Consider the following 24,563-nt stretch of genomic DNA (forward strand, 5'->3'; position numbering starts at 1 on the left):
CATGTTCATTCGCTGGTCAACTCCGTAGCGTCGACCGAAAGGTCGACACCTCATAGAAAGCGCCGCAGGCGCGCCACCAATTTCTCAAGGCGCCCGCAAAACGCGGCGCCCGCTTCCTAAAACGCCCTCGGCGCACTTTCGCTCAACGCGGGGCGAGCGCATCATGACCAGTCGTCGCAAATTTTTCAAATTGGGGTCCAATCACGCAGATGTGGGAAAGCGATTCAGGATACTATGGTTCCAACGCCTCGAGAAAGGACCCATCTATGATCCTGCTGTCTATTATCTTCCTGGTGGTTGTGTTGGCTGTTGTTTCTGCCGTTATGGGCTCGCCCATGTTCTTCGTGGTGCGGCAACAGGAGTCGTCCATCATCGAGCGGCTTGGCAAGTTCAACCGCATCGTCACGCCTGGCTTCCACGTCATGATTCCGTTCATCGAGCGCCGCGCTGCCAATGTGAACCTGCGCACGCAGGAAGCGCGCTATTCGCTGAACGGCAAAACGAAGGACAACGTCACCATCGGCACGGCCGTGTCCGTGCAGTTCCGCGTCGAGCAGAATCAGGCGCCGGTGGTCGAGCAGTCTGGCATTTACCGCAGTTACTACATTTTGAGCAATCCTATCAACCAGATGGAAAGTTACATTGCTGATGCGCTGCGTTCGGCTATTCCCGGCTATACGCTCGACGAAGTGTTCGACAACAAAGACCTCATCGCGCAAAACGTCAAAGATTCCGTCACCGAGCTGATGGCGGGCTACGGCTACGAGATTATCACCACGCTTATCACCGATATCGAGCTGCCGAAGGACGTTGAGCGCTCCATGAACGCCATCAACTCTGCGCAGCGCGACCAGGAAGCCGCTAAAGCGCTGGCCGAGGCGGAGCGCACGAAAACCGTGGTGGCAGCAAAAGCCCAGGCCGAGGCCATGGAGCAAACGGGCATCGGCATTGCCAACCAGCGCAAGGCCATCGCCGACGGCATCGCAGCGTCGCTCGACACCATCAAATCGTCGGGCGTCACCGCCCAAGAGGCCAACGAGCTGTTCCTGTACACCCAGTGGGTCGAAATGATGAATTCGTTCGCTGAATCCGGAAAAGCGTCAACGGTGGTGCTGCCCAGCTCCTTCGACAGCAAGTCCTCAATTCTGCCCGACCTGCTCGCGGCTCAGCAAACAGAGAAGGGCTCGGGGGAATAGCGGACGCTTAACCCGCCAACTTACGGAGCAGTTCGATCTCTGCGGCGTAACCGGGCAGTTCGTTGGGGGTTTCTAGAATGAACGGCAAATCGCGCAGCTGCGGGTGCGTGACGATGCGCTCGAATGCTTCCAGGCCGATGTAGCCTTCGCCGATGCGTTCGTGGCGGTCTTTATGGGCGCCGCAGGGGTTCTTCGAATCGTTCAAGTGCACGGCGCGCAACCGCTCGATGCCGATGACGCGATCGAATTCGTCAAGCACGCCGTCAAGGTTGTTCACGATATCGTACCCACCGTCGTGCACATGGCACGTGTCCAGGCACACGCCCATGTGGTCGGAAAGCTCCACGCGCTCGATGATGGCAGCCAGTTCCTCGAACGTGCGGCCGACTTCCGTGCCTTTGCCTGCCATGGTTTCCAGCAGAACCGTGGTGGTCTGCTGGGGGCGTAACACCTCGTTCAGCAGGCCCGCAATCAGATCGATGCCTGCTTCGGCGCCCTGCTTCACGTGGCTTCCCGGATGGAAGTTGTAGTAACTGCCCGGCACGGCCTCCATGCGCACCAGGTCATCGGCCATGCACTCGCGGGCAAACTCGCGCGCATGCGGCTTGTCCGAGCATGGGTTCAACGTATAGGGCGCATGCGCCACCAACGTGCCGAAGTTGTTAGCGGTTAGCAATTCGCGCAACGCCGCGGCGTCAGCGGGATCGATTGCCTTTGCCGAACCGCCGCGCGGATTGCGCGTAAAGAAGGCGAACGTGTTCGCCCCGATGCCTAGCGCGGTCTTTCCCATGGCAAGATAGCCCTTTGATGTGGATAAATGACATCCAATGGTCAGCATTGTCAATTCCTTCCTGCGACTGAGCAACAAAGCCCACCGACAGCTCATTACGAATGACGGCAAGGCGAAGTGCTGCAGCCGCGTTTCGTAGTTTTAACCTAGATTGACATCTCAAAGTACGTTCGATGTGACATAAGTCTGTCAAAAACCAAGAACGAGCTGGTAATATTCAAACATGCTTCCTGGGCGCCAGGAAGGAGCGCGACATGCCAGTTTCAAAAGGCAGGCACCTTGTCATGTTCGATAGGCGCATGATCGAAGACATGCTCAGAGACGGCGAGAGCGTGGGCGCGATCGCCGGAAAGATCGGCGTAAGCTGGGCGACGGTGGCCCGCGAAATCAAGAGGCACAGGACCCGGGACACCACCCACTATCAGAACCTGGACGGCAAGAACCTCTGCCAGTTCCGCGACAGCTGCAGGATGACGAACATGTGCAGGACGGGCTGCAATTCGAGATGCTCGAGGTGCGCCAGCGCGGCATGCAACAAGGTGTGCGAAAAGTACGTCGAGGTGCCCGAATGCCCCAAGCTCTCGAGGGCGCCGTACGTGTGCAACGGGTGCCGGTCGAGGATCACGCTCGCATGCAGGCATCGCTGCTGGTTCTACGACGCGGACGCGGCAAACGAGGAGGCCGCATGGGCGAAGGTGGCGGGCCGCCAAGGCGTCGACTGCTCGCCCGAGGAGCTCGCGGCAATGGTCGCCGTGGTGAAGCCGCTGATGAAGAAGGGGCAAAGCCTGAGCCATATCTGGCAGACCCACGGGTCCGAGTTTCCCGTCGGAGCGAGGACGTTCTACCGCTACATCAATCTCGGGATCCTCGACATCTGCAACCTCGAGCTCCCCAAAAAGGTGAAATACAAGCCGAGGCGGAGGCGAAAGAAGGACGAGGTCCCGTTCAGGCATTCCCTTGAGGGCAGGACATACGAGGACTTCCAGAGGCTCGACTACGACGTCCAGATGTCTGCCGTCGAAATGGACTGCGTGGTGTCGGCCAAAGGCTCGGACAAAGCCATCCTCACACTCCTGTTCAGGCGCTTCTGCTTTCAGATCATGGTGATGCTGCCGGCGCATACCTCGGAGTGCGTGACGAGGGCGCTCGACAGCATCGAGATGCTCTGCGGGCGGCAAGCGTTCATGGACAGCTTCAACGTCCTCCTCACTGACAGGGGGTCCGAGTTCCTCGACTACGAGGCGATCGAGCGAAGCGTGGACGGAGGCAGGCGCTGCTCCGTCTACTACTGCGACCCGCTGCAGTCCGGGCAGAAGGGCCGCTGCGAGAAAAACCACGTCGAGCTGAGGAAAATCCTCCCAAAGGGAACCTGCTTCGAGGGAATCACCAACTACGAGCTCTCGATCATCTGCTCCCACGTCAACTCTTACACGAGGCCGGTGCTGGGCGGCACGGCGCCCATAGACATCGCCAGCAGAATACTGCCCGCCGACCTGTTCGACGGGCTGGCAATCAGGAAGATCAACCCCGACGAGGTCGTCATGAGGCCGAGCCTGCTCGCCGAGCTAGGGCTCAGGTAGACGCGAGGACGAACCGCGAAAAAGCAAGGCGCCCGGGACCGAACGGAATACGCTCTCCATTGCGCGCCCTGAGCATGTGACATAAGTCTGTCACATCATTTGACGGGGGCTAGGATACGTGTATGCTGTAAGGGGGTCGAACAAGCAGGCGCACAACCGTTCTCTGACCTCGACGGACTTAAGTCAGCATCCTCCAAGGCGCCTGGCCAGGGATTGTCAGGGTTAAGTCACAACTTCATCCAGACTTCACGAAATGCTGACTTTGCTTTGTCAATCAACCTGCGAACCTGCGAAAAGAATGTTAACGATTTATCGATAATATATGTTATGTAAACTAACCGATAATAGGTGAATGATTTCCGATTTGTATTGTCACTTATCGTCATTTGCTTCTTTAATCACCTAACCGCGTTCCGAACATTCTCACACGCAAGACATTTTTGAATAAACTTGTAGCCCAATGATTATGCCAAGGCCCTTGGGTTCGACAATGCGCATACTGGACACGCTTACTGCTAGGAACACCCTAACTGTTTACTGGATCTTCTGAATTGACGAATCGAAGATGTACTGCACGCCGTGGATTTTCAGCCCTTGAATCTTTCCATCCTTCAGTAACGACAGTACGCGTTGTTCGGAAGCAGACAGCCGAGCAGCAGCATCCTCGACTGAAATCATATTCGAGTCAAAGCGCATAGATTCAAGCATCAACGCGCCTTGGTCTTCCAAGGTTAGCCTTTGATACGTAGTGCCATAATCTTCTCCAGGCTCGGTATTATCGGCAATTGCGCGAATGACCGCATCGTCTTCTGGCTTAATGGCCGCCGCGCTTAACAACTTGCGCATAATCAACGGATACCCAGCCCGTGGAGCTGTGATATACAGATCCTCATCGTCAAGCGTCACTTCAACGCCTTCGCGCTGAGCGATGGATTTCAACTCGGACAAAAGCCAGCCCCAAGCACGTATTTCTTCATGATTGCCCGTAGCCATATCATTCTCCCTAACTAGATTCGATCTATTGCAACCTTTTGTAATATTCAGTATAATACCGAACAGAGGTTCGATTATTAGTTGCTCATACCTCTATCGTTTCTGCACCATGTACTTAACAACCAGGAAGGCTCATATGAATTCAAGCAAAATGCATCCATTGCAGGCAAAGAGCCTTCTATTCTTCGTTAGCCTGCTGGCTTTGCTCATTTGCGCCATCATCGCACTCAACGGATGCGGGCCGTCTGATGAAGAGCGCATCACCGAAGCCCTTACCACCGAGCTTGAAACCATCAAAAGCCATGACGATCAATTTATAAGCTCTCTCGTTTCCGAAGACACGCAACAGGCGTTGCAAAACGTAAATATTAATGCAAAAACATTCTGCACCTCCCTACTTGATGGGTTCGATTATCAAATCAACTCGATTGAAGTCAATAAAGATACCGCTCAAGCATCCGTAACTATCACATGCAAAAACTTGTCGGATGCAACAAGCACCCTTAAGAGCGACGCTGAAACCAGTTCAGCAAACGGGACGGGAACGAACCTCACCGACGACGAGCTCTCTCAAACCATAGCGGAGAACTCGCTGGATTACCTACAAAACGCTCAACCCAAGCAGCACGACCCCATTACCATCTCGCTTTCGTTACAAGACAAGAAATGGGAAGTTGACCAGCAAGCAAAATCAGCGTTCACTCAGCTACTTCTCTAGCAGACAGATCGCGATATCATGATTCTATAAGCTCATTGCGTTACTAAAAAGGCGTAATGCGCGGCTATTGCATCAACCTTATCAGCCCGCAAACCTTTCCAAGAAACACAGGAAGCCGAAAACGACAGAAGGCATGCTCAACGTTGAAATCCTCAAGAGTTAGTCAACGGACGTTATCTTGCAACAGGTCTTCTCGAGCAAATGCCTGCAGACCCGAGGCGTTATGCCAAAGCGTATAGTTATGCGTTATGCAAAGAGGTTACGATTCGCAAACTTTTTCATAGATCGCAAACAGCTCGGGCATTTCGCGTTTGATGCTTACCGGCTTGAACGTGTCCGAGGACACAAGACAATGCACGCTCGAACCGGTGCAGCAAGGACGAGCCGTTTCCAAGTCATCGCCCTCCTTGAATACCTCATATGAATACGTGGTTTTCGTACCCTTTGATTCCGAAACCCACGTACGCACGATAGCAACATCACCATAACGAAGAGGCTGGCCATAGTTGACGGTAAAGCTTACAACAGGAGACATGTACCCAGCATCTTCGATTTTTTTGTACGGAAACCCGTTCGCCTCAAGAAAGTGCGTGCGAGCGTCCTCGAAATACAGCAGGTAGTTAGCGTGGTATACCACGCCCATTTTGTCGGTTTCCGCATAACGAATGGTTATCGGCGTGCAGACTTTCATGATGCTCTCCCTAACCAGCTAAAACGTTTAGAATGGAATGTATGGACTCAATCGTAACGTATATCGAACGCGAACAAAGAACATTCGCCGAATCGCCGTTTAACCCCGTTGATTCGCTGGTGTTCTCTTCCTTGTGCTATTTCAACTTCGATACCGCTTCCCCACTTGAGCAGTTTGCAGGCGCCAACGTTACGCTTGATGCACATACCGAACAACGCGTCTTGATTGCAGACATCCTTGCACTTTGCGATCACACGCAATTGACAAGCGGAAGCTGGCTCAAAGACGCTGATGAGACCACGCAGTTTATCGCAGCGCTTCGCGCAAGCCGTCGCTATCGCGACGTCGCCATTGCTTTTTTCGCCAACGAAATGGCCGATGCTGTAGACAAGCAGTTTTCCGCTTCAACGTTCTTCTTTTATGGAAAGCATAGCGAAGTAGCTTACGTTGCGTTCCGTGGCACCGATGGAACGCTTACCGGCTGGAAGGAAGACTTCAATCTTTCATACAAAGCCGTCATACCGTCTCAACGATCGGCGGTGGCGTACCTCTCCGGCGTATCGTCTGCGACCGATTGTCCGTTGATACTAGGCGGACACTCCAAAGGGGGCAATTTAGCCCAGTATGCGGCATTATGCACTGATGGAGCTACGTACCAGAAAATCATTGCCGTGTACGATCACGATGGGCCCTCGTTTTTGGAAGACCCCTCCCCTCGCCGCTCGAGCGCTTCTTATGAACAAAAGCTGCATAAGATGGTTCCCGAATCATCCGCATTCGGCATGATCCTGGAACGTCGCGATGATTACCAAGTGGTGCAGGCATCGGCGTTCGCTCTCTTTCAGCACTGCCCCTTTACGTGGCAGGTTGAAGGTGATGATTTCGTCTACCAGCAAGACCTCAATGCATCGGCGCAGGTCTTCGACAACGCGCTGGACACATGGCTACGAAGCAAAACGCCTGCTGAGCGTGAACGGTTCATTCAAACCATCTACGATTTGATAACGCAAACAAATGCAACCAGCTGGGCGGAATTTCAAACAAATCTAGCCTCGAATATGGCAACCGTTATGGGAGCCGGGTCAAAACTCGACGTAGACACAAAGCGGTTTCTTGCAAGCACACTCAAAGGACTCGGCAGAACGCTGAAAGCCCAAACAATCGAACGCATCAAGAATGCCGGCAGCTCGCTCTGGCAAACAGACACAAGAAAGCGATAACCATACATGACCAACGCCAACAATCAAAATAAGCAATCATTCGGACGTTTCACACTTACCATGGCATGCAATCTAGCTGCCCCGCACACCTGGCCAGCAGCTATTCTCCCTACGTCTGTTGCCGTTGCCTGCGCAGCCGCAACGGGAGGCACCGTATCGTTCAGCATGTCCTGCGTTTTGTTTGCCATCTGCATCCTTATGCAATCGTCCGTCAATACCTTTAACGACTATTACGACTACGTGAAAGGCGCTGACTCTATCGATGACGATGTCGATCCGTCAGACGCTGTACTGCTTTACAACAACGTGAACCCACGATCTGCGCTTGCGCTTGCCGTAGGGCTTTTAGTTGCCGCGTTTGCCCTGGGTATCTACGTCATTTGGCAGGCAGGTATTATTCCGCTCATTATTGGCATCATCGGCGCTGTGTTCGTGGTGTTGTACTCCGCCGGCAAAACACCCATCTCATATCTGCCTATCGGCGAAGTTGTAAGCGGCGTGGTGATGGGCGGTCTTATCCCGTTGGCGTGCTACTACGTGCTTTCCGGCAGCCTTACTCCCCTGGCACTTCTTTGGGCACTTCCGGAAATCTTGGGCGTGGGCCTCATTATGTTCACGAACAACACTTGCGATATCGAAAAGGATATCGACGCAAACCGTCACACCTTATCGGTAGTGCTCGGGCGCGAAAAAGCACGCAGGGCATACCACGCAGTGCTATATACCTGGATAATTGCCATCGTGGTACTTGTTGCATTCTGTTTCACCAAAGGGGTTATTGCCCTTCCCTTCATGATTCTGTCCGCATATCCTATGCTGAAAGCGCTGCTGGCTAATCCGCTTGCACCGCAAAGTAGGCAAGCTGCCATGTCACAAGTTTGCGGCGTAAACATCGCATTGGGCGCATGGTATACTGCAGCGATTTTCGCAAGTAACGCGGCGATTATGTTATAGATGCACCAAGGGGATACGGCTAAAGGACTCAACGTAAGGGGACGTCATGCTTGAACTACTTCGTATATTTGTAGCGGTGGGGCTTGGTTGTGCTTCGGCCATCATTGGCATGCAATTGCTTCGCGGCAACTACCTATCGTTGGTTTTCAAGTTCGACGATTCGAAGAACTTCGAGAAGCAGCAACAAGAGCACACTGCTCAACTGCTGGGTAAACTAGCAGCAACTGTAACGTTTGCATTTTTCGCAGCTGACGTATGCTTGCTGTTCTTCGAGATTGGCCGATCGCTGAACGTACCGCCGATGTCGCAAATCTTCTCGATCGGTTGCGATGTGGCCATGATTGCGTTCTTGGTTCTGACGGTGCGTTTGTTCGCGAAACTGGGCACCACAAAAGACCCCAAAGCCAAGTTCAAATCAAGCAACGTGCGTGTTTCAACCTATGTGTTGGTGCTGGTGATTCTACTGACCGTACTCTCGCTGCTCTTCTAACGAGAGCAGAACTAAGGCCTAACGCCAAGCAATCTGAACCTTGTCAGCGATCATGTGCGGCAACGATGCCAGAGAGAAACCATTAAGCAGCTGTTCCGGTGTTGCAGGTTCACACGTTGCTGCAATGCCGGTAATACCTGCAATGTGCCCGATAACGGCTTCAGGCGAACCAAAGCGAGCAAGCAGTTCATCGATAGCGGCATCGTGATCGCGCTTGGACAAGCGACGATTCATCTCGGCAACAACCAGAGGGATATGGGCATACTCGGGGTGTTCAAGGCCAAGCACGTCCTGAAGATACAACTGTTGCGGCGTTGAACACAGCAAGTCAACGCCCCGAACAACGGAAGTCACGCCTTGAGCCGCGTCATCGACCACCACGGCAAGCTGATAGGCAAATGCCTGGTCGGAGCGCTGAACAAGAAAGTCACCACACTCGGTAGCAAGATTCTGCCGATAGTCCCCCTGTACCAAATCGGCAAATGCATACACGGCATCCGGAACGATCAACCGTTGCGCCGGCTTTCGCGTCAAAGCGCGTTCTTTGCGTTGTTCGTCCGTTAGATTCTTGCATGTTCCGGGATAAACAAACTTCTCACCGCGATGTGGCGCCGATGCTGCGTGCAAATCCGCCCGCGAGCAAAAGCACGGGTATACCAACCCTTTATTCTGAAGCAGACGAAACCCCTCTCGATACGCCTCGTCCCTATCATGCTGAAAATACGGGCCCTTGTCCCAGGTAAGGCCCAAGGCTTCGAAATCACGCTGCACGGCATCGATATAGCACGCCTTCGAACGCTCCCTATCCAGGTCTTCAATGCGCAGCACGATGCTGCCGCCTTGGGACTTCGCCACCAGCCACGCCATCAGCGCCGCAAAAATGTTGCCGGCATGCATGCGGCCGGTAGGACACGGAGCGAACCGCCCCACAACGGGACGGTTCGCAGGTACCTTGCAGACTATTTCGGAAGGACAAGCCATTACTTGCGCAGATCCTCTACATGCTTCGTTTTGCCGATGGAACGCTCGATGCCACCGGGCTCGACAAGCTTCACCTTCGAAGCAACCAGCATAACGCTCTTGAGCTCCTTCTCGATGCGCTTGCGGAACGCATCCATCTCCTCAAACGAATCGCTGAACGCCTCGGGCTTCAGCTCCACATGCACGACCATGCGGTCAAGGCCGGTCTCGTTATCCACAACGATGCGGTAATGCGGCGTGACGCCCTCGATACCGGAAAGCACGTCCTCAACCTGGCTGGGGAACACATTCGTTCCGCGGATGATGAGCATGTCGTCGCAGCGAGAACGAACCTTCTGCATGCGCGCAGACGTGCGGCCGCACGCACACGGCTCCGTGATGACGCGCGTGAGGTCGTGCGTGCGATAGCGCAGCACGGGGATAGCTTGCTTGTCAAGCGGCGTGAGCACCAGCTCGCCCATTTCTCCCTCGGGCACCGGTTCGCCCGTGTTCGGATCGACGACCTCCCACAGGAAGTGGTCCTCGGCAATGTGCTGCATGTCGCGCGATGCCAGGCACTCGCCCGACACGCCCGGGCCCATAACTTCTGTAAGGCCGTAATTGTCGGTGCACACGATATGCATGCGGGATTCAATCTCAGCCTTCAGGGCCTGCGGACACGGTTCGCCGCCGAACAGGCCGACGCGCAGCGTGGACTTCTCCCAATCGAAGCCCATCTGCTCGCCCACCTCGCACACGTGCAGCGCGTAAGACGGCGTGGCCACCAGCACGGTTGAGCCGTAATCCTGAATCATCTGAATCTGACGCTCGGTGTTGCCCGAACCAGCGGGAATCATCATGCAGCCAAGGCGCTGCAGGCCGTAGTGCAGGCCGAAACCGCCGGTGAACATGCCATAGCCGAATGCCATCTGCACGCGATCGGTAGGCACGACGCCAGCCATCTGCACCAGGCGCATGATGCAGTCGTTCCACACATCCATATCGTGACGGTTGTAGCCAACGACGATCGGCTTGCCCGTGGTGCCCGAAGAGGCGTGCAGCTCGACAACCTCTTCAAGCGGAACGGCGAACATTCCGTACGGGAACGTCTTGCGCAGGGCGCTTTTGTCCGTAAACGGCAGCTTGCGAACATCCTCGAGCGTTTTGATGTCGCTGGGCTTCACGCCCATCTCGTCCATCTGGTTGCGATACCACTCGACGCGCTCGTAGGTCCATGCAACCTGCGCGATGAGCTTCTCCAGCTGAATAGCGCGGATGCGCTCGCGGGAGCAGCACTCAACATCCGGGTTGTGGATGGGCAGCTCGTCGAACTTGCCTGCGGCAGCGGCGGCAAGGGCCGCACCCTTTTTCGAAATATCGATCATCGTCAAAACTCTTTCCTGCCGCGCGTTAGGCGACGTCAGCGCTCATGTTCTTCAAATCCTCTTGAGCAAGCAGCTCGACCGGCTGCTCGGCAAGCAGCTGCTCGGCGCGCTCAAGGTCTTTCACGTACAGGCAAATATACGTGGAGATGAGCGAATAGCTGTATTTGACGTTGATGTTGCACGCGGACAGCACGCCCATGACGCGCGCCAGCTCGCCGGGATTGTCCTCGAGGCGCAGGCACAGCACCGGCGTTTTCGTGGCAGCGCAGTTCATATCGCGCAGCACCTCAAGCGCCTTGTCGGGGTCGTCCACCACGAAGCGCACGATGCCGTAATCGCCGGTATCGGAAGCGCTGTATCCGCGCACGCTGACGTTCGCCTGCGTGAAGCCATCGATGACGCGTGCCAAATGGCCCGGCTTGCTTTCAACGAACACGCTGATCTGCTCGACGCTCATGGGGACTTACGCCTCCTTCTTCGCGAACTCGTAGCCCGCACGGAATGCGCGCATGTTCGCCTCGATGGTTTTCTGCGGAACGCGCTGCGAGATGACCTGCTCCCACACTTCCTCGGAGAAGTCCAGGCGCGTGGCAAGCGCGCCAAGCAGCACGACGTTCACGGATTTCGCCGTGGCCACCTCGGCCGCAATGGGGCCCGCAGGGATAAGCGTGGCGCCCACAGCTTCAAGCTTCTCGCGCGCGTTGGCAGGCATGGAAGCTTTGCCGGTAAGCACCGGTAGCGGCTTGATAGCCTCGTCAGCAACCAACAGATAGCCGCCCTCGCGCACAAACGGCAGGTTGCGCAGCGCCTCGGTGGTCTCGAACGACACGACGCAATCGGCGCAGCCTGCATCGGCCACCATGGTGGCAACAGGCTCGGTGCCGAAACGCACGACGGTGGTAACGGCGCCGCCGCGCTGCGACATGCCGTGGATCTCGGAAACCTTCACGTCGTAGCCCGACGCAAGCGCGGTGCGGGCAAGCAGGTCAGCGGCAAGGACGGTACCCTGTCCGCCGACGCCGCACAACAAAACGGTGGTAGCGCTCGACATGGCTTACTCCCCTTCCTTGGCCGTGGAAACGATGCTCTTGAACGCGCAGTACTGGGCGCACTGGCCGCACCCGATGCACTGCGAGGCGTCGATGATGGCATGCCCGTCTTCCTCGCGCGTGGCGATGGCCGGGCAGCCAAGCGTGGAGCACACGCCGCACGCGGTGCACGTATCGGCAACCACGTAGACAGGCTTTTTGATGCGGTCAATCAGCACGCAGGGGCTGCGGAACACGATGACGGACAGCTCATCGGAGCGCGTGGCCTCGCGCAGCGCCAGGCGAACGGCCTTCATGTCGTTCGGGTCGACGGTGCGCACGTCCTCAACGCCGATGGCGCGGATGACGCCTTCCATGTCAAGCTCGCGCGACGGACGATGCTGCAGCGTTTCGCCGTTGAACGGGTTGCCCTGGCGACCGGTCATGGCCGTGGTGCGGTTGTCGAGCACGCACACCGTGCCGGCGCCCTTGTTGTACACGGTGCTGACAAGCGCCGACAAGCCCGAATGAGCGAACGTGGAGTCGCCGATGACGGCCACGATAGGACGATGCTCCGTACCGGCCCAAGCAAGCTCGAAGCCGTGGGACATGGAAACGGAAGCACCCATGTCGATGGTGGTGTCCATGGCCGAAAGCGGCGGCAGCGCACCAAGCGTATAGCATCCGATATCGCCCGTGACCACGGCCTTCATGCGCGAAAGCTCCTTGAACACCAAGCGATGCGGGCATCCGGCGCACAGCGCGGGCGGACGGCCGGGAAGGTCGTCGGGCGCAGCCTGGTGCGCAGGCGCCTCAACACCGAACGCAGCGCGGATCAGGCCCGGCGACATCTCGCCATCGCGCGGCAGACCGCAGGGGAAGTTCGCCACGTCGATGCCCAGCGCACGCACCGCGTCGGTAAGGTACGTAGAAGCCTCTTCCACCACGTAGACCGCATCGACTTCGGACGCAAAATCGCGCAAGGCCTCTTTCGGCAGCGGGTAGGAAACGCCCAGCTTGAACACGGACGCCTCGGGGAGCGCCTCAAGTACATGCTGATAGCACGCACCCGCGCACACGACACCAATGGAGGTACCCTTGTACTCCACCTTGTTGTACGGGCACGTCTCAACCCACTGCTCAAGCTGCTCTAAGCGGGCAAGCTGCACCTTGCGGCGCGGCTTGGCGAACGCCGGCATCATGACCCACTTCGCCGGGTTCGTCTCATACGGCACCAGGTCGTGCTCGACGCGCTGGCCGCACTCAACAGGTGTGCGCGTATGCGACACGCGCACAGAAGAGCGGATGAAGAACGGGGTGTCGAACTGCTCGGACAAGTCGAACGCATCGCGCGTGAACGCAAGCGCCTCAGCGGAGTCCGACGGGTCCAGCATGGGGATGTGCGCAGACAGCGCATAGTAATGCGAGTCCTGCTCGTCCTGCGACGAGTACATGCCCGGGTCGTCGGCCGCCAAAATGACGAAACCGCCGCCGACGCCGGTATACGACGTGGTGAACAGCGGGTCGGCGGCCACGTTCACGCCGACGTGCTTCATGGTTGCGAGCACGCGCGCGCCGGCGGCGCTAGCGCCTACGCCCACCTCCACGGCCACTTTCTCGTTGATGCACCACTCGGCGTACACGCCGTCTTTCTTCGCAAACGTCTCAAGCGTTTCGGTGGAAGGCGTGCCGGGGTATGCCACGCCGATGCGGCACCCCGCCTCCCACGCGCCTTGCGCGATTGCTTCGTTGCCAGATAACAGTTCCATAGTGCTCCCGTCTTTCGGGGAAAGCGCCCCGTCTTCCCCTGCTCTATTCGCTCCTAAAGCCTAAAACTCAAATAGCTCGGTTACTCCTCTTTATAAACCAGGCAGAATGCACCGATTTGCACAACATCGCCGTCGGCAAGCAGGTACGTGTCGACGCTGTTGTTGTTCACCCACACGCCGTTAAACGACGCTTCATCGGAAATCTCGTAGCCCGAATCGCACGGATACACGGAGGCGTGCATGCGCGACACCGTCATATCATTCAGGAAAATATCGCACTGAGGACTGCGTCCGATGGTCAGACGCTTGTCCCCCAGCTTGAACGACACGCCCGTCTGCGGCCCGCGCACCACGTGCAGCACCGCCGTGGGCTTCGTTTTCGCTGCGGACACAAGCGCGTCTTCACCGAAGGTAAGCGGCGTGAAACGCTGCGTAGAGCCTTGCAGCTTGAAGCCGCACTGCGGGCAGGCCGCGTCCAGCGGATCGATAGGGTTGTTGCAAACAGGGCACACATTCGCCATGGTGAATCTCCTTTTTCGTGTTTGCAGTTAAACGGCAGAAGTCTTGTCAACGATAAGCGGCGTGGTGTTGAGCAGCTGCGATGTGGCAACCGTATCCGCGCCAGAGAAACCGCGCATGAAGCGATCGAACGCGATGCCGATGGATTCGAACACGCTTGGCGCAGGCACGTCTTTGCACGCCACCAGATCTTGCGTGGCAACAACCTGGTTGCGCTGCTTGAACGTGACGGTACCCACCTTGTCGCCCGCATGTACGTCGCCCGAAACGTTGTCGAACGTGACCGACTGGCTGACGTTACCGTTAAGGTCGAACACCTCGACGGCGGCCGCAGGGTCGGCAAACGTGGCCGGGATGGTGCGGTCGATCCAGTCGGCGTGCGCAACCTGCGCCACCAACGGCACCGACGCACCGTTCATCTGCGCAGACTGATCGCTGTGAGCCAGCTGGTACGTTTGCTTGTGATCAAACACCCATTCGCACAGCTCATCGGCATCGAAGAAGCGCTGGCTTTCCGAAGACGAGTCCAGCACGATGGCGTACAGCTCTTCGCCATCTTTGTTCACCGCGCCGGCAAAGCACGCGCCGGCCTTTTCGGTATAGCCCGTTTTCACGCCGATGGCATTATCGTTGATATCGAAGAATCCGTCGGTGGTTTCCAGGAACACATCGGCCGCAGCGCCGCTGCGCGTTACCGTGATGGTGGTGGAACCACCGCCGACAATAGACCGAAACGTTTGATTGCGCATGGCGTACGCAACGACTTTCGCCTGATCCGCAGCGGTGCTGTGCAGGTTTCCCGCATACTGGTCGAAATCAAGACCGTGCGGATTCTCGTACACCGTGTTCGTGCAGCCGATCTTTGCGGCCGTAGCGTTCATCTGCGCAACGAAAGCATCCGCCGCAGAGTTCCCGCTTGCCTGCCCCGAAGTCTGCAGCGCAGCGCCAACGGTTTCGGCCAGCGCAATGGCGCCATCGTTTCCCGAAGGTACCAGCAGCGCCTTCAGCGCCGTTTCCAGCGTCATGACGTCGCCTTCTTGCAGGCCGGCCGACGACTCGCCCACCTCGGCGGCATCGGCCGACACCGTCACTTTCGTGTCAAGCGACACCAAGCCCGCATCAACGGCATCAAGCGTAACCGCTGCCGTCATGATCTTCGTGACCGACGCGATGTTAGCCGCCTCATCGGCATTTCGCTCGAAATACACGGTGCCATCAGCATCTACGACAATGGCACGCTCGGCATCGATGTTCGGGCACTGCGCAACAGCCAGGCCGCGTGCATCCACCGTTTCACCGTATACGGTATCGGCTTTGCGCACATCAGCGTGAGCCGCCGCAGGCCAGCCAAGCACCGGCGTGCATGCAAGCACGAACACAAGCACGCACGCGAGTGCGCGTGCGTGCATGCAAGCCTGCCTATGAAAGGGAAAGCTAGTCGACAACGTAGAGATCCTCCGGAGCAACCGGCTCGAACCCGGCGTCGGCGAGCTTGCGCTCGACCTCGTCGTCGCCAGCCACCTTCAACACATCGACCGCGTGACCGCCTTCGACGGACATGCAGTAGCCGTATTCAACGTTGACGTTCTGCTCGTCCAAAAACTCGAGCAGATTCGCCAAACCGCCCGGAACGTCGGGCACGCGCACGCCGAGCACCGGCGTGACGGCTGCGCGCCAACCAGCGCCGCGCAGCGCTTCGGCCGTAGCCTCGGGCTTGTCGCACAGCATGCGGGCCACGCCGAAGTCCTCGGTGTCGGCCAGATACAGCGCGTGCATGTTGCTGCCGGCAACGGCCACCGCACGCGTGGCGGCGGCCAAGCGGCCCTTTTCGTTCTCAAGGAAAATAGTCAGCTGGGAAATCATGGCCTACTGCTCCTTTCGCAGGTCGATGATGCGCTTTGCCTTGCCCTCGCTACGCTCGATGGACTTCGGCTCAACAAGCTTGATGTCCACGGCAATCTGCAGGTTGCTCTTCAACTCGGCGGCCAGGCGCTTCTTGAGGTCCTCAAGCTTGCGAATCTCGTCGAACGGGAACTCGGGCACGGTCTCGACGCGCAGCTCGACGTGGTCGAGCGGGCCGCGTGTGGTGAGGACGATCTGATACTGCGTGGCGATCTCAGGGAAGCCGGTGATAACCTGCTCGATCTGCGACGGGAACACGTTGACGCCGCGCAGGATGAGCATGTCGTCGGAGCGGCCGATGATCTTGCCGATCTTGCGGTGCGTGCGGCCGCAGGCGCACGGCTCGGAGATGATGCGCGTGATGTCGCGCGTGCGGTAGCGCACCAGCGGGCAGCACTCGCGCGTCAGCGTGGTGAACACCAGCTCGCCGTACTGGCCGTCGGGAACCGGCTGAAGCGTTTGCGGGTCGATGATCTCGGCGAAGAAATGGTCCTCGGCCAGGTGCAGGCCGCTCATTTCCTTGCACTCGAACGCCACGCCCGGGCCCATGACTTCGGACAGGCCGTACACGTCGCAATACTGGATGCCCAGCTTCTCGGCGATTTCCTCGCGCATGCCCTGGCTGCAGGGCTCGGCGCCGAAGATGCCGGCGTGCAACTTCAGGTCGGTGGCGGGGTTCATGCCCATCTCGATGCACGTATCGGCAATAAGCAGAGCGTAAGAAGGCGTGCAGCACAGCACGTCGACGTCCATGTCCTTAAGCATCTGAATCTGGCGCTTCGTGTTGCCAGAAGAGGTGGGGACGACGGCGCAGCCGGCGGTTTCTCCGCCATAGTGCGCGCCCAGACCACCCGTGAACAGGCCATAACCGTAAGAGACCTGCATGGTGGAGTTCTCATCGCAATCGCAGATGGCAAGACCGCGCGCAAAGCACTCGCCCCAATGCTTCAGATCGTTGGCGGTAGAGCCGACAACCGTTGCCTGGCCGGTGGTGCCAGAAGAGGCGTGGAGGCGGGCAACCTTGCTGCGCGGCACGGCGAACAGGCCGTCGGGATAATTATCGCGCATATCCTGCTTCAGGACAAAGGGGAACTTCGTGATGTCTTCGAGCGTTTTCAGGTCGCCCGGCTCGACGCCAGCTTCCTTAAACGTTTTCTGGTAGAAAGGAACGTTGTCGTATGCGTACTGTACGCACCATTTCATGCGCTCAAGCTGCAGGTCGCGCAGCTCCTCACGTGGCATCGTCTCAATTTCCGGCTGGAAGTACACCTTTCTCTTACCTTTCTTTGTGCGCGGCGCCTGGCTTGCGGTAAAACGTATCGCCGCTTAGATATGAAGTTACCCCGCCGCCGTGTCCGGCCCCTTGACCACCACTTCGTTCACCGGGTCGTACACAGAAGCGAACAGGTCTTGCCGCACGATGTTGCCAGCGGCATCTTTGACCGTGCGCGTGACCTCGATGGTGGAACCATCGGTGCCGCGCGTTTTCACGTAGCTGGTACCCGGGGCCAGCGTATCGTCGACCTTCGTGGTAGACGAATGCGTCTTGCCCTTCTCCCATTGACCGGTTTCGGTGGATACCTGGTAACCGGAATCGACTCCATACAGTGTAGCGGTTACGAACCCTTCTGAGCACGAGACCTTTACCAAAACATCGTTGGCGGTATCGTTTTGCCATACAAGGTCAAGCTCGGGATAGCTGACGGCCGCATCGCGCCCCTGCGGGTAGCTGGCGATGTAAAGCGAATGGTTGTGCCGCTCTTTGATGGGCAGGCCCGACTCGTACACGGCATTGAACACCGTGGTGGCAACCTGACAGATGCCGCCACCCACCGAATCGGTGTATTCGCCGTCGATGATGGCGCCGGCGCCCAAAAAGCCCTTCTCTTCATCGCAGTTGCCGGTGGTGTCGTTGTACGACCACGTCTGGCCTGCAGCGCAGATCGAGTTGTCAAGCAACTGAGAGACCAGCGCGATATTGTGATTGCGGTTTTCCGTGCCGGCACCCGTCGTGAACTGCGTGGTATACGTACCGATTGGCCCGACGACGCCGCAGGCAAGCGCATCATCAAGAGAAAGTTCCGCAGGCATGGCAGTAGAAGCAACGTCAACCTTCGGCGTAGATTGCGCTGGCTCGATGTCGCTGCCGGAGCCGAACAGCGCCGAGGTCAAGGCCGAAGCGGCGTCCGACACCAGCGGCAACGAACCCGAGCCGCTTGTCCTCACCGTCACCGTCCCGTCCTGGGCAGCAGAAAACGACACCCCGGAAAGCGCGTTGCCCGAAGACTGCCGAATGCCGGAGAGCATAGAAGACTTAGCAAGATCGCTGTCGATATAGGGGCGCAGATGCCACGAATCGCCCTCGCCTTCGATGGAGGTTGCAACCCACGCGCCCACTTCCGATGCCGAAGCTTCCCACGCCGTTCCCTCGAAGTCGAACTCGGCACCTCCGGTAAGCGCGGAGGTGACCGCCTGGGCGGCTTGCGTGGCGTCCTGCTCGGTAATGCGCAGCGGAGCATAATCGGTGTGGGCCACCATCTGACCGCCGCCTTGCAGCAGAAGGGGAGCAAGCTGGTCGCACAGCGACGAGCGATTCACTTCCCAACCGTCATGGCCAGGCTGCACGTAAGCAACGCCGCCCGAAACGGCTATGTCGTAGTCGGCATGCGGCTGTCCGATGGCCGCATCTATTTCGGCTGCGAACGCATCGACAAGCTGATCGTTAAACGTAGGCGTTACGGAAATGTCCGTCCCGAAAAACTGCGCGCTAAGACGCGACAGCGCGCCGCCGGAGTCACGACCGACGGCAAGGGCGGCATCGGCAAGGCCCTCGGCATCGATGGCAACGCCAAGGCCCGCCCCATCGGTAACCCACGCCTGCTTCGAAGCCTTCGCCTCGTCGACGGCCATCTGCTCGGCCAGGGCGGCGTCCTGCTGATCTTGCTGAGAAGCCGCTTCGGCCGTTTGAGCCGCGGCTTCGTCCGATGCGAAGACGGTGACGCTTGCTGCACGAAGCGGTTGCCTATACGCGTCATCAACAGCTGAAATGATTTCATCGCGAGTCATTCCCGACGCATCAACGGAACCCACATGCACGCCCTGATAGGCGCGGCCGGCCGTGGTGCAGCCGTCAACGCCAATACCGACCGCAAGCAAGCACGCAACAACAACGGCAACGCCCGCCACGCGGCTTTTGCGAACCAGCGAGGCAAACCCTTTGCCGACAAGACGAATAAGCGAAGCCAGGAAACCTAGCACGGAAGAGCCGATGGAGCGCAAAACCCCTGCCGTAGCAGACGCGCCCGTCGACGAGCGGGACGATGCTTGGTGATTGCGGCTGCGCGCTAAGCGCCGTTTGGCGTCGTCCTTCACCCACAGCTCGGGCTGTCGAAACCCGGCGTTTTCGGTGCCGGTAACTTGTTGACGGCCAGAACGCTGGCGAGTTTGTGGAGCAGCCGCCTTGTCGCGCTGCCTTCCGCGAGCGGACGGCTGGTTACGAGCGCCAGCATGCTGCGCGCGTCCTTGCACCCTTTGACCTTGGGAAACGCCTCGTGTTGACGCGCCACGCTCATAAGAGCGTCCAGAACGCGAAGAGCCCGCTTGCCTATTCAAGCGGGCAGATGCTGAATCGTTTGTTCGAGAGTGCTGGCCGTGCGAAGGCCGGCCCGCAGATGAGCTTTGGCGCGAGCGCGTTTCGCCGACCCGACGCGTAGGCTGTTTGCGCGCCGGAGGCAGCTGCCCCTGATCACCAGTCACTACAGACGACCTTTCGCCTCAAGACGCTTCGCCTTCTGCATTTTGCGGTAGCCCGCCAGCACGTAGTACGTGGTGGTGCACAGGCCCAAAAGCAAGCCGGCGTACACGAACCAGATACCCCACGAGCATGCAACGCCGTTGAAGCCCGGCAGCCACGCGACGTCGACCCAGCCCAGGCCGCCGATAAGCGGCATGTTCAGCAGCAGGCCCGCGAACCCGACGAACAGAAACGTGGTGGCAACCTTGCCCGGATAGATGACGGCAACGCGCTGCTTATAGCGCTTGAGCAGGTACGCACCGCCGATGAGCATCAGCAAATCGCGGCCGAGCACTACCACAACAATCCAAGCGGGCAAGCGACCCACCAAAAGCAGGCCGACCACGCCGCAGATCATCAGGATGCGGTCGACGGCCGGGTCAAGCAGCTGTCCAAGCTTCGACACGCAGTGCGTGCGACGCGCCACCTGCCCGTCGATCCAGTCGGTGCAAGCGGCCAGCGCGAACATGAATGTGGCCAGCAAATCGTATCCGTTGAGCAGCAGCACCAGATACACGGGCACCATGCACAGCCGGATAAAAGATATGACGTTCGGAATGGTGAAAATGCGATTGGTTACCTGCTCGTTGTTTTTCGCTGACATGCGTTCCCTACCCCATGGCCTTACATAAAGGCGGGGCGCCGCAGCGCCCCGCCTGCAATCTGCTATCAGATTATAGTAACTCAGCCCGCGATAAAACGTTACGGTTAAGCAACCTATTGCTGCCCATCTACACGTTTTTACGCCGTTTTCGGCCGCTCGGGCACCTCGAACACGTGCATGCTTTTGCTCCGCGAAACGGCGGCGTACGTGGGCTCCATGGTCAGCGACCCCTTCGGGCACTCGTATACGCAGCTGGCGCATTGTACGCAGCGGAAATGGTCGATCGTCCACTTGCGCGCCTTCTTGTCCACCTCGATGGCGCCGCAGGGGCACCGCTTCTGGCACAGGCTGCACAGGATGCACGTGTCAACGTCCACCACCACATGGCCTTTCAACCCGCGCGGCGGCTCTTTTTTCTGCACCGGGTACAGCACCGTTTCGGGCTTTTTGAACAGCGACCCGAACGTCATCTTTCCAAGTTTGAATCCGCCCATGCCACTACCTTTCCGTGCAGCTGATGCAGGGGTCGATGGTCAGCACGATGTTGTTGACATCGGCCAGATCGCACCCCTTCAGCGCCAACGTCATGCCTGCAAGGTTCTGCGAAGTTGGCGTGCGCATGCGCATGCGCTCCAAGTACTTCGTGCCGTTGCCGCGTGCATAGTAGTAGCACTCGCCGCGCGGCTGCTCAAGCACGTTGCACGCCTCGGCGCCGGCCGTGGGGTTGCCCTTGACCTTCACGGCGATATCGCCGGCAGGGATGGTGTCGATCATCTCGTTGATGATGTCGATGGACTGCAGCACCTCTTGGCAGCGCACCTTCACGCGCGCATAGCAGTCGCCGTCGTTGTCAAGCACGGGCTGGAAGTCGGATAGCTTGCCGTATGCGCCGTTGCCAAGCATGCGCACGTCGTAGTTCACGCCCGACGCACGGCCGAACGGCCCGACAAGGCTTTGCGCCACGGCGTCGTCGTGGCTGATATAGCCCACGCCCACCAGGCGGTTCTTCACAGACGTATCGGTAAGCAGCGTTGCCACGATCTGCTTGTACTCGTCGGTGATGCCCGCAAGCACCTGCTTGATGTAGGCGAACATGTCGGAGTCGATGTCGCGCTGCACGCCGCCCACCTTCACCACGGAGAAGATGACGCGGCCGCCCGTGGTTTTCTCGAAGATGTCGAGCACGCGCTCGCGCAGGCGCCAGCAGTGCATGAACAGGCTTTCGAAGCCGAACGCGTCGGCGGCAAGGCCCAGCCACAGCACGTGCGAGTGGATACGCGACAGCTCGTGCCAGATGACGCGCAGGTACTCCGCGCGCTCGGGAATCTCCACTCCCATAAGCTGCTCGACCGTTTCGGCATAGCCCATGGAATGGCCGAACGCGCAGATGCCGCAGATGCGCTCGGCAACATAGATGAACTGGTTGTAGTCGCGCGTTTCCACCAGCTTTTCCAAGCCGCGGTGCACGAAGCCGATTTGTGGGATGGCCTCGAGGACCGTCTCGTCTTCCACCACGAGGTCAAGATGCAAAGGCTCGGGAAGCACCGGGTGCTGCGGGCCGAACGGGATGACCGTTGCCTTTCCCATGCTTACTCACCTGCCTTTCCGTCGGCGCCGGCACCAGCCGCGCGCTGCTTCTCCAAAAACGCCGCACGCACGCGCGCCGCTTTCTCGGGATCCATGTTCTTCAAGCGCTCCTCAAGCACGGCAACCTTCTCGTCGTGCTCGGCCTTCGCCGTTTCCTGACGGGCGCGCGCATCTAGCGCTGCACGCACCTTCGCCGCGCGCTCGGGGTCGAGCTGGGCAAGCTTGGCCTCAAGCTCGGCCTGCTTCTGTGGCGTTTGCTGACCGACGGCGCGCTGGGACTCCAGCTTCGCCTCGTTCGTAAGCGCCCCGCGCACCTGCGCGGCCTTTTCGGGGTCCATGTCGGCAAGCTTGGCCTTGCGCGCCATGGCGGTGCGCACCTTCGCGGCCTTCTCGGGGTCCATGGCGGCAAGCTTGGCCTCAAGCTGCTCGTCGAACACCTGCGGCTTGGCGGCCTCGGCCTCCTGCTCGGCCTTCTTGGCCTTCGCGGCTAGCGCGGCCTTCACCCGGGCGATCTTCTCGGGGTCGGCGCCGGCCATCTTCAGCTCGATGTCGGCAGCGGCGGCGGAAGGAGCCACGCCCGTGACCTTCGCCTTCGCATACGGATGCTCCGTCACGAACGACGCATTGGCCGCGGCAGCCTGGCGGGCACGCTCGGCCTTAGCGGCGGCTGCTTTCTTCGCCTTGTCGCGGGCGGCCTTCTGAGCAGGCGAGATGATGGTCATCGGCTCGCGCTGCGCCACGGCATAGAAATTGCCCTTGAAATCGATGGCGATGTTGCGGATCTCGACGCCGAACAAGTCGTGAATCTCGTTCTCGAACACGAACGCGGCGATGAAGTTGTCGGTGATGCTGGGGATGGGCATGCCCTTCTGCACGCCCTTGATGGTGAACACTTCAAGTACGCCGTCTTTCATGAACGTGTACTGCACGTCGATGCCGGCCTCGGTGTTGACGGCAAGCACCTGCACGAAACGGTGGCCTTCGGCCTTCAGCCGCGCCGAAAGCTCAGGCAGGCTCTCGATGGAGATCTCTTGATACTTTGCAGGAATGGCCATGCTGCCTTACGCCCCCTTTCGCTGTTCGTTCATTGCAGCGCGCTTCTCTTCGAGGATGCCGACCGCCTCGACGACGGCATCGATGATGGCCTCGGGGCGCACCGCACAGCCCGGGGCGTACACGTCAACGGGAATGGCCTGGTCAACGCCGCCGATGACGTTGTAGCAGTCGTGGAAGATGCCACCGGAGCATGCGCAGATGCCGCACGCCACCACCACTTTCGGCTCGAGCATCTGGTCGTAGATCTCCTTCACGACCGAGATGTTGCGCTCGTTGACGCTGCCGGTGACCAAGAAGATATCGGCATGCTTGGGGTTGCCGGTGTTCACGACGCCGAAGCGCTCAGCGTCGAAACCCGGGCACAGAGCCGCAAGCACCTCGATGTCGCAGCCGTTGCAGCTTGACGCATCGTAGTGGATGACCCACGGCGATTTCGCGAAATAAGCCATACGCGCTCCTTACAGATAGACCAGCACGGCCATGTTGATGCCGCCGGCCACCAGTGCCACCGCCCACGCGCTTTTCAGCATCAGCTGCCACTTGACGCGGGCGAAGTTGTTGTCGATGAGAATCTCCAGGAAAAACGCCAGCGCCGCTGCGACGATGGCCACCACGATGGATACGGGGTTGCCCCACACGAAGAACAGGCCGATCCAGCCAAGCGCCAGCACGTTCTCGCACCAGTGCATGACCTCCACCTTCGCCAGCGTGCGCCCGGACATCTCCGTGGTGACGCCTTTGACGAGCTCTTGGTGCGCGTGGTGCGAATAGCTGAGGTCGAACGGGCTTTTGCGCATCTTGATGGTGAGGATAAACAAAAAGCCCAGAAACGCCAGCCATGCCACCGTGATGGCCGGAGCGTCCAGCGCGAAGGCCGCCGCGCTGTCAAACGACCCCGTGGCCAGGAAAAACGCCACGGCGATGAACAAGCTCATAGGCTCTTCGGCCATGATCTGCAGCGCCTCGCGAGCAGCGCCCACCTCGGAGTACGGGCTGCGCGTGCAGTACGCCGCCAGGATGAAGAACAGGCTGGAAAGCGTCAGCACGAACACAGACAGAAGCAGGTTGCCGCCACCGAAGAAGATGCCGCCGGCCAGCACGGCGAACGCCAGCGCGCACGTGATGTAGGTGCCCTCGACGCTGTTGACGGCGGCGCGGTCCTTTTCAAGCAGCTTGCGCACGTCGTAGTACGGCTGCAGGATCGGCGGGCCCACGCGGCCTTGCATGCGAGCGGACAGCTTTCGGTCAAGGCCGGCCAGCAGGCAGCCGACGATGGGTGCGAGCACGGCGAAGGCGATGGTGCCCACGATGATCGGAATCAGAAACAT

Annotated in this window: 25 protein-coding genes; 6 read left to right on the forward strand and 19 right to left on the reverse strand. The window is 58.8% G+C overall.

The window, feature by feature from the left end; translation table 11 throughout:
• Nucleotides 1–266 precede the first annotated feature (266 nt).
• Complete coding sequence (locus tag ACWI6D_RS02795; RefSeq protein ID WP_449133579.1) at nucleotides 267–1,196, forward strand: SPFH domain-containing protein; 930 nt, start codon at nucleotides 267–269, stop codon at nucleotides 1,194–1,196.
• Between the two features lie 7 nt (nucleotides 1,197–1,203).
• Here the strand turns inward: ACWI6D_RS02795 and ACWI6D_RS02800 are convergent, their stop codons facing one another.
• Nucleotides 1,204–2,034, reverse strand: a complete 831-nt coding sequence (locus tag ACWI6D_RS02800) for a deoxyribonuclease IV (protein WP_449133580.1) — start codon at nucleotides 2,032–2,034, stop codon at nucleotides 1,204–1,206.
• A gap of 206 nt (nucleotides 2,035–2,240) precedes the next feature.
• On the opposite strand from ACWI6D_RS02800, the gene ACWI6D_RS02805 reads away from it, so the two are divergent.
• A complete protein-coding gene (locus ACWI6D_RS02805; protein WP_449133581.1) occupies nucleotides 2,241–3,566 on the forward strand; it encodes an IS30 family transposase in 1,326 nt (441 codons plus the stop codon).
• A gap of 534 nt (nucleotides 3,567–4,100) precedes the next feature.
• Here ACWI6D_RS02805 and ACWI6D_RS02810 read toward each other — a convergent pair.
• Nucleotides 4,101–4,559: a hypothetical protein gene (locus tag ACWI6D_RS02810; protein WP_302716723.1), complete on the reverse strand. Its 459-nt coding sequence runs from the start codon at nucleotides 4,557–4,559 to the stop codon at nucleotides 4,101–4,103.
• A 136-nt stretch (nucleotides 4,560–4,695) separates the two neighbouring features.
• Here ACWI6D_RS02810 and ACWI6D_RS02815 point away from each other — a divergent pair, with 136 nt between their 5' ends.
• Nucleotides 4,696–5,277 carry a hypothetical protein gene (locus tag ACWI6D_RS02815; protein WP_449133582.1) on the forward strand — a complete coding sequence of 194 codons (582 nt, stop codon included), beginning with the start codon at nucleotides 4,696–4,698 and terminating at the stop codon, nucleotides 5,275–5,277.
• 259 nt (nucleotides 5,278–5,536) lie between these two features.
• Here the strand turns inward: ACWI6D_RS02815 and ACWI6D_RS02820 are convergent, their stop codons facing one another.
• Nucleotides 5,537–5,968 carry an acyl-CoA thioesterase gene (locus ACWI6D_RS02820; protein WP_288284160.1) on the reverse strand — a complete coding sequence of 144 codons (432 nt, stop codon included), beginning with the start codon at nucleotides 5,966–5,968 and terminating at the stop codon, nucleotides 5,537–5,539.
• A gap of 41 nt (nucleotides 5,969–6,009) precedes the next feature.
• On the opposite strand from ACWI6D_RS02820, the gene ACWI6D_RS02825 reads away from it, so the two are divergent.
• From ACWI6D_RS02825 to ACWI6D_RS02835, 3 genes are read left to right on the forward strand one after another with little or no spacing between them, the layout of a single operon-like run.
• Nucleotides 6,010–7,188, forward strand: a complete 1,179-nt coding sequence (locus ACWI6D_RS02825) for an Mbeg1-like protein (protein ID WP_449133583.1) — start codon at nucleotides 6,010–6,012, stop codon at nucleotides 7,186–7,188.
• Nucleotides 7,189–7,194: 6 nt separating this feature from the next.
• The gene (locus ACWI6D_RS02830; protein WP_449133584.1) at nucleotides 7,195–8,142 is read left to right on the forward strand and encodes a prenyltransferase; all 948 of its coding nucleotides are present in this window, start codon (nucleotides 7,195–7,197) and stop codon (nucleotides 8,140–8,142) included.
• A 46-nt stretch (nucleotides 8,143–8,188) separates the two neighbouring features.
• Complete coding sequence (locus tag ACWI6D_RS02835) at nucleotides 8,189–8,632, forward strand: hypothetical protein (RefSeq protein ID WP_449133585.1); 444 nt, start codon at nucleotides 8,189–8,191, stop codon at nucleotides 8,630–8,632.
• Between the two features lie 18 nt (nucleotides 8,633–8,650).
• On the opposite strand, the gene gluQRS is transcribed toward ACWI6D_RS02835, so the two are convergent.
• From gluQRS to ACWI6D_RS02915, 16 genes are all read right to left on the reverse strand, one after another.
• The gene (gene gluQRS, locus ACWI6D_RS02840) at nucleotides 8,651–9,613 is read right to left on the reverse strand and encodes a tRNA glutamyl-Q(34) synthetase GluQRS (protein WP_449133586.1); all 963 of its coding nucleotides are present in this window, start codon (nucleotides 9,611–9,613) and stop codon (nucleotides 8,651–8,653) included.
• Nucleotides 9,613–10,977 (reverse strand): phenylacetate--CoA ligase family protein, encoded by a 1,365-nt coding sequence (locus tag ACWI6D_RS02845; RefSeq protein WP_303251239.1) that lies wholly within the window; start codon nucleotides 10,975–10,977, stop codon nucleotides 9,613–9,615. Before ACWI6D_RS02845 ends, gluQRS begins: the two co-directional genes overlap by 1 nt.
• A 25-nt stretch (nucleotides 10,978–11,002) precedes the next feature.
• On the reverse strand, nucleotides 11,003–11,434 hold the full coding sequence (locus ACWI6D_RS02850; RefSeq protein ID WP_449133587.1) for a hypothetical protein: 432 nt from the start codon (nucleotides 11,432–11,434) through the stop codon (nucleotides 11,003–11,005).
• A gap of 6 nt (nucleotides 11,435–11,440) precedes the next feature.
• A complete protein-coding gene (locus tag ACWI6D_RS02855) occupies nucleotides 11,441–12,028 on the reverse strand; it encodes an indolepyruvate oxidoreductase subunit beta (protein ID WP_449133588.1) in 588 nt (195 codons plus the stop codon).
• A gap of 3 nt (nucleotides 12,029–12,031) precedes the next feature.
• Nucleotides 12,032–13,774, reverse strand: coding sequence for a thiamine pyrophosphate-dependent enzyme (locus tag ACWI6D_RS02860; RefSeq protein ID WP_449133589.1), 1,743 nt, complete (start codon nucleotides 13,772–13,774; stop codon nucleotides 12,032–12,034).
• A gap of 80 nt (nucleotides 13,775–13,854) precedes the next feature.
• Complete coding sequence (locus ACWI6D_RS02865; protein ID WP_449133590.1) at nucleotides 13,855–14,295, reverse strand: FHA domain-containing protein; 441 nt, start codon at nucleotides 14,293–14,295, stop codon at nucleotides 13,855–13,857.
• A gap of 27 nt (nucleotides 14,296–14,322) precedes the next feature.
• Nucleotides 14,323–15,702, reverse strand: coding sequence for a D-alanyl-D-alanine carboxypeptidase family protein (locus ACWI6D_RS02870; protein WP_449133591.1), 1,380 nt, complete (start codon nucleotides 15,700–15,702; stop codon nucleotides 14,323–14,325).
• A 25-nt stretch (nucleotides 15,703–15,727) separates the two neighbouring features.
• Entirely contained in the window at nucleotides 15,728–16,156 is a 429-nt protein-coding gene (locus tag ACWI6D_RS02875) for a hypothetical protein (RefSeq protein ID WP_449133592.1), read from the reverse strand.
• A 3-nt stretch (nucleotides 16,157–16,159) separates the two neighbouring features.
• The gene (locus ACWI6D_RS02880; RefSeq protein WP_449133593.1) at nucleotides 16,160–17,464 is read right to left on the reverse strand and encodes a phenylacetate--CoA ligase family protein; all 1,305 of its coding nucleotides are present in this window, start codon (nucleotides 17,462–17,464) and stop codon (nucleotides 16,160–16,162) included.
• 69 nt (nucleotides 17,465–17,533) lie between these two features.
• Nucleotides 17,534–19,723 carry a VanW family protein gene (locus ACWI6D_RS02885; protein ID WP_449133594.1) on the reverse strand — a complete coding sequence of 730 codons (2,190 nt, stop codon included), beginning with the start codon at nucleotides 19,721–19,723 and terminating at the stop codon, nucleotides 17,534–17,536.
• A 227-nt stretch (nucleotides 19,724–19,950) separates the two neighbouring features.
• Nucleotides 19,951–20,592 (reverse strand): CDP-alcohol phosphatidyltransferase family protein, encoded by a 642-nt coding sequence (locus tag ACWI6D_RS02890; protein WP_449133595.1) that lies wholly within the window; start codon nucleotides 20,590–20,592, stop codon nucleotides 19,951–19,953.
• Nucleotides 20,593–20,729: 137 nt separating this feature from the next.
• A complete protein-coding gene (locus ACWI6D_RS02895) occupies nucleotides 20,730–21,086 on the reverse strand; it encodes a 4Fe-4S dicluster domain-containing protein (RefSeq protein ID WP_449133596.1) in 357 nt (118 codons plus the stop codon).
• A 4-nt stretch (nucleotides 21,087–21,090) separates the two neighbouring features.
• Nucleotides 21,091–22,179 carry a hydrogenase large subunit gene (locus ACWI6D_RS02900; protein WP_303251249.1) on the reverse strand — a complete coding sequence of 363 codons (1,089 nt, stop codon included), beginning with the start codon at nucleotides 22,177–22,179 and terminating at the stop codon, nucleotides 21,091–21,093.
• 2 nt (nucleotides 22,180–22,181) lie between these two features.
• Entirely contained in the window at nucleotides 22,182–23,234 is a 1,053-nt protein-coding gene (locus ACWI6D_RS02905) for an NADH-quinone oxidoreductase subunit C (RefSeq protein WP_449133597.1), read from the reverse strand.
• Between the two features lie 6 nt (nucleotides 23,235–23,240).
• On the reverse strand, nucleotides 23,241–23,684 hold the full coding sequence (locus tag ACWI6D_RS02910) for an NADH-quinone oxidoreductase subunit B family protein (protein ID WP_129422853.1): 444 nt from the start codon (nucleotides 23,682–23,684) through the stop codon (nucleotides 23,241–23,243).
• Nucleotides 23,685–23,693: 9 nt separating this feature from the next.
• A complete protein-coding gene (locus tag ACWI6D_RS02915) occupies nucleotides 23,694–24,563 on the reverse strand; it encodes an NADH-quinone oxidoreductase subunit H (RefSeq protein WP_449133598.1) in 870 nt (289 codons plus the stop codon).

The organism is Senegalimassilia sp., assembly GCF_977052095.1.

Bases quoted from the DNA above. Each gene is read 5' to 3' on its own strand.
- ACWI6D_RS02900 (WP_303251249.1), bottom strand. From the start codon at position 22,179: ATGGGAAAGGCAACGGTCATCCCGTTCGGCCCGCAGCACCCGGTGCTT.
- ACWI6D_RS02815 (WP_449133582.1), top strand. From the start codon at position 4,696: ATGAATTCAAGCAAAATGCATCCATTGCAGGCAAAGAGCCTTCTATTC.
- ACWI6D_RS02915 (WP_449133598.1), bottom strand. From the start codon at position 24,563: ATGTTTCTGATTCCGATCATCGTGGGCACCATCGCCTTCGCCGTGCTC.
- gluQRS (WP_449133586.1), bottom strand. From the start codon at position 9,613: ATGGCTTGTCCTTCCGAAATAGTCTGCAAGGTACCTGCGAACCGTCCC.
- ACWI6D_RS02805 (WP_449133581.1), top strand. From the start codon at position 2,241: ATGCCAGTTTCAAAAGGCAGGCACCTTGTCATGTTCGATAGGCGCATG.
- ACWI6D_RS02855 (WP_449133588.1), bottom strand. From the start codon at position 12,028: ATGTCGAGCGCTACCACCGTTTTGTTGTGCGGCGTCGGCGGACAGGGT.
- ACWI6D_RS02810 (WP_302716723.1), bottom strand. From the start codon at position 4,559: ATGGCTACGGGCAATCATGAAGAAATACGTGCTTGGGGCTGGCTTTTG.
- ACWI6D_RS02795 (WP_449133579.1), top strand. From the start codon at position 267: ATGATCCTGCTGTCTATTATCTTCCTGGTGGTTGTGTTGGCTGTTGTT.
- ACWI6D_RS02835 (WP_449133585.1), top strand. From the start codon at position 8,189: ATGCTTGAACTACTTCGTATATTTGTAGCGGTGGGGCTTGGTTGTGCT.
- ACWI6D_RS02830 (WP_449133584.1), top strand. From the start codon at position 7,195: ATGACCAACGCCAACAATCAAAATAAGCAATCATTCGGACGTTTCACA.
- ACWI6D_RS02800 (WP_449133580.1), bottom strand. From the start codon at position 2,034: ATGCTGACCATTGGATGTCATTTATCCACATCAAAGGGCTATCTTGCC.
- ACWI6D_RS02845 (WP_303251239.1), bottom strand. From the start codon at position 10,977: ATGATCGATATTTCGAAAAAGGGTGCGGCCCTTGCCGCCGCTGCCGCA.
- ACWI6D_RS02875 (WP_449133592.1), bottom strand. From the start codon at position 16,156: ATGATTTCCCAGCTGACTATTTTCCTTGAGAACGAAAAGGGCCGCTTG.
- ACWI6D_RS02905 (WP_449133597.1), bottom strand. From the start codon at position 23,234: ATGGCCATTCCTGCAAAGTATCAAGAGATCTCCATCGAGAGCCTGCCT.
- ACWI6D_RS02910 (WP_129422853.1), bottom strand. From the start codon at position 23,684: ATGGCTTATTTCGCGAAATCGCCGTGGGTCATCCACTACGATGCGTCA.
- ACWI6D_RS02890 (WP_449133595.1), bottom strand. From the start codon at position 20,592: ATGTCAGCGAAAAACAACGAGCAGGTAACCAATCGCATTTTCACCATT.
- ACWI6D_RS02850 (WP_449133587.1), bottom strand. From the start codon at position 11,434: ATGAGCGTCGAGCAGATCAGCGTGTTCGTTGAAAGCAAGCCGGGCCAT.
- ACWI6D_RS02865 (WP_449133590.1), bottom strand. From the start codon at position 14,295: ATGGCGAATGTGTGCCCTGTTTGCAACAACCCTATCGATCCGCTGGAC.
- ACWI6D_RS02860 (WP_449133589.1), bottom strand. From the start codon at position 13,774: ATGGAACTGTTATCTGGCAACGAAGCAATCGCGCAAGGCGCGTGGGAG.
- ACWI6D_RS02870 (WP_449133591.1), bottom strand. From the start codon at position 15,702: ATGCACGCACGCGCACTCGCGTGCGTGCTTGTGTTCGTGCTTGCATGC.
- ACWI6D_RS02820 (WP_288284160.1), bottom strand. From the start codon at position 5,968: ATGAAAGTCTGCACGCCGATAACCATTCGTTATGCGGAAACCGACAAA.
- ACWI6D_RS02895 (WP_449133596.1), bottom strand. From the start codon at position 21,086: ATGGGCGGATTCAAACTTGGAAAGATGACGTTCGGGTCGCTGTTCAAA.
- ACWI6D_RS02825 (WP_449133583.1), top strand. From the start codon at position 6,010: ATGGACTCAATCGTAACGTATATCGAACGCGAACAAAGAACATTCGCC.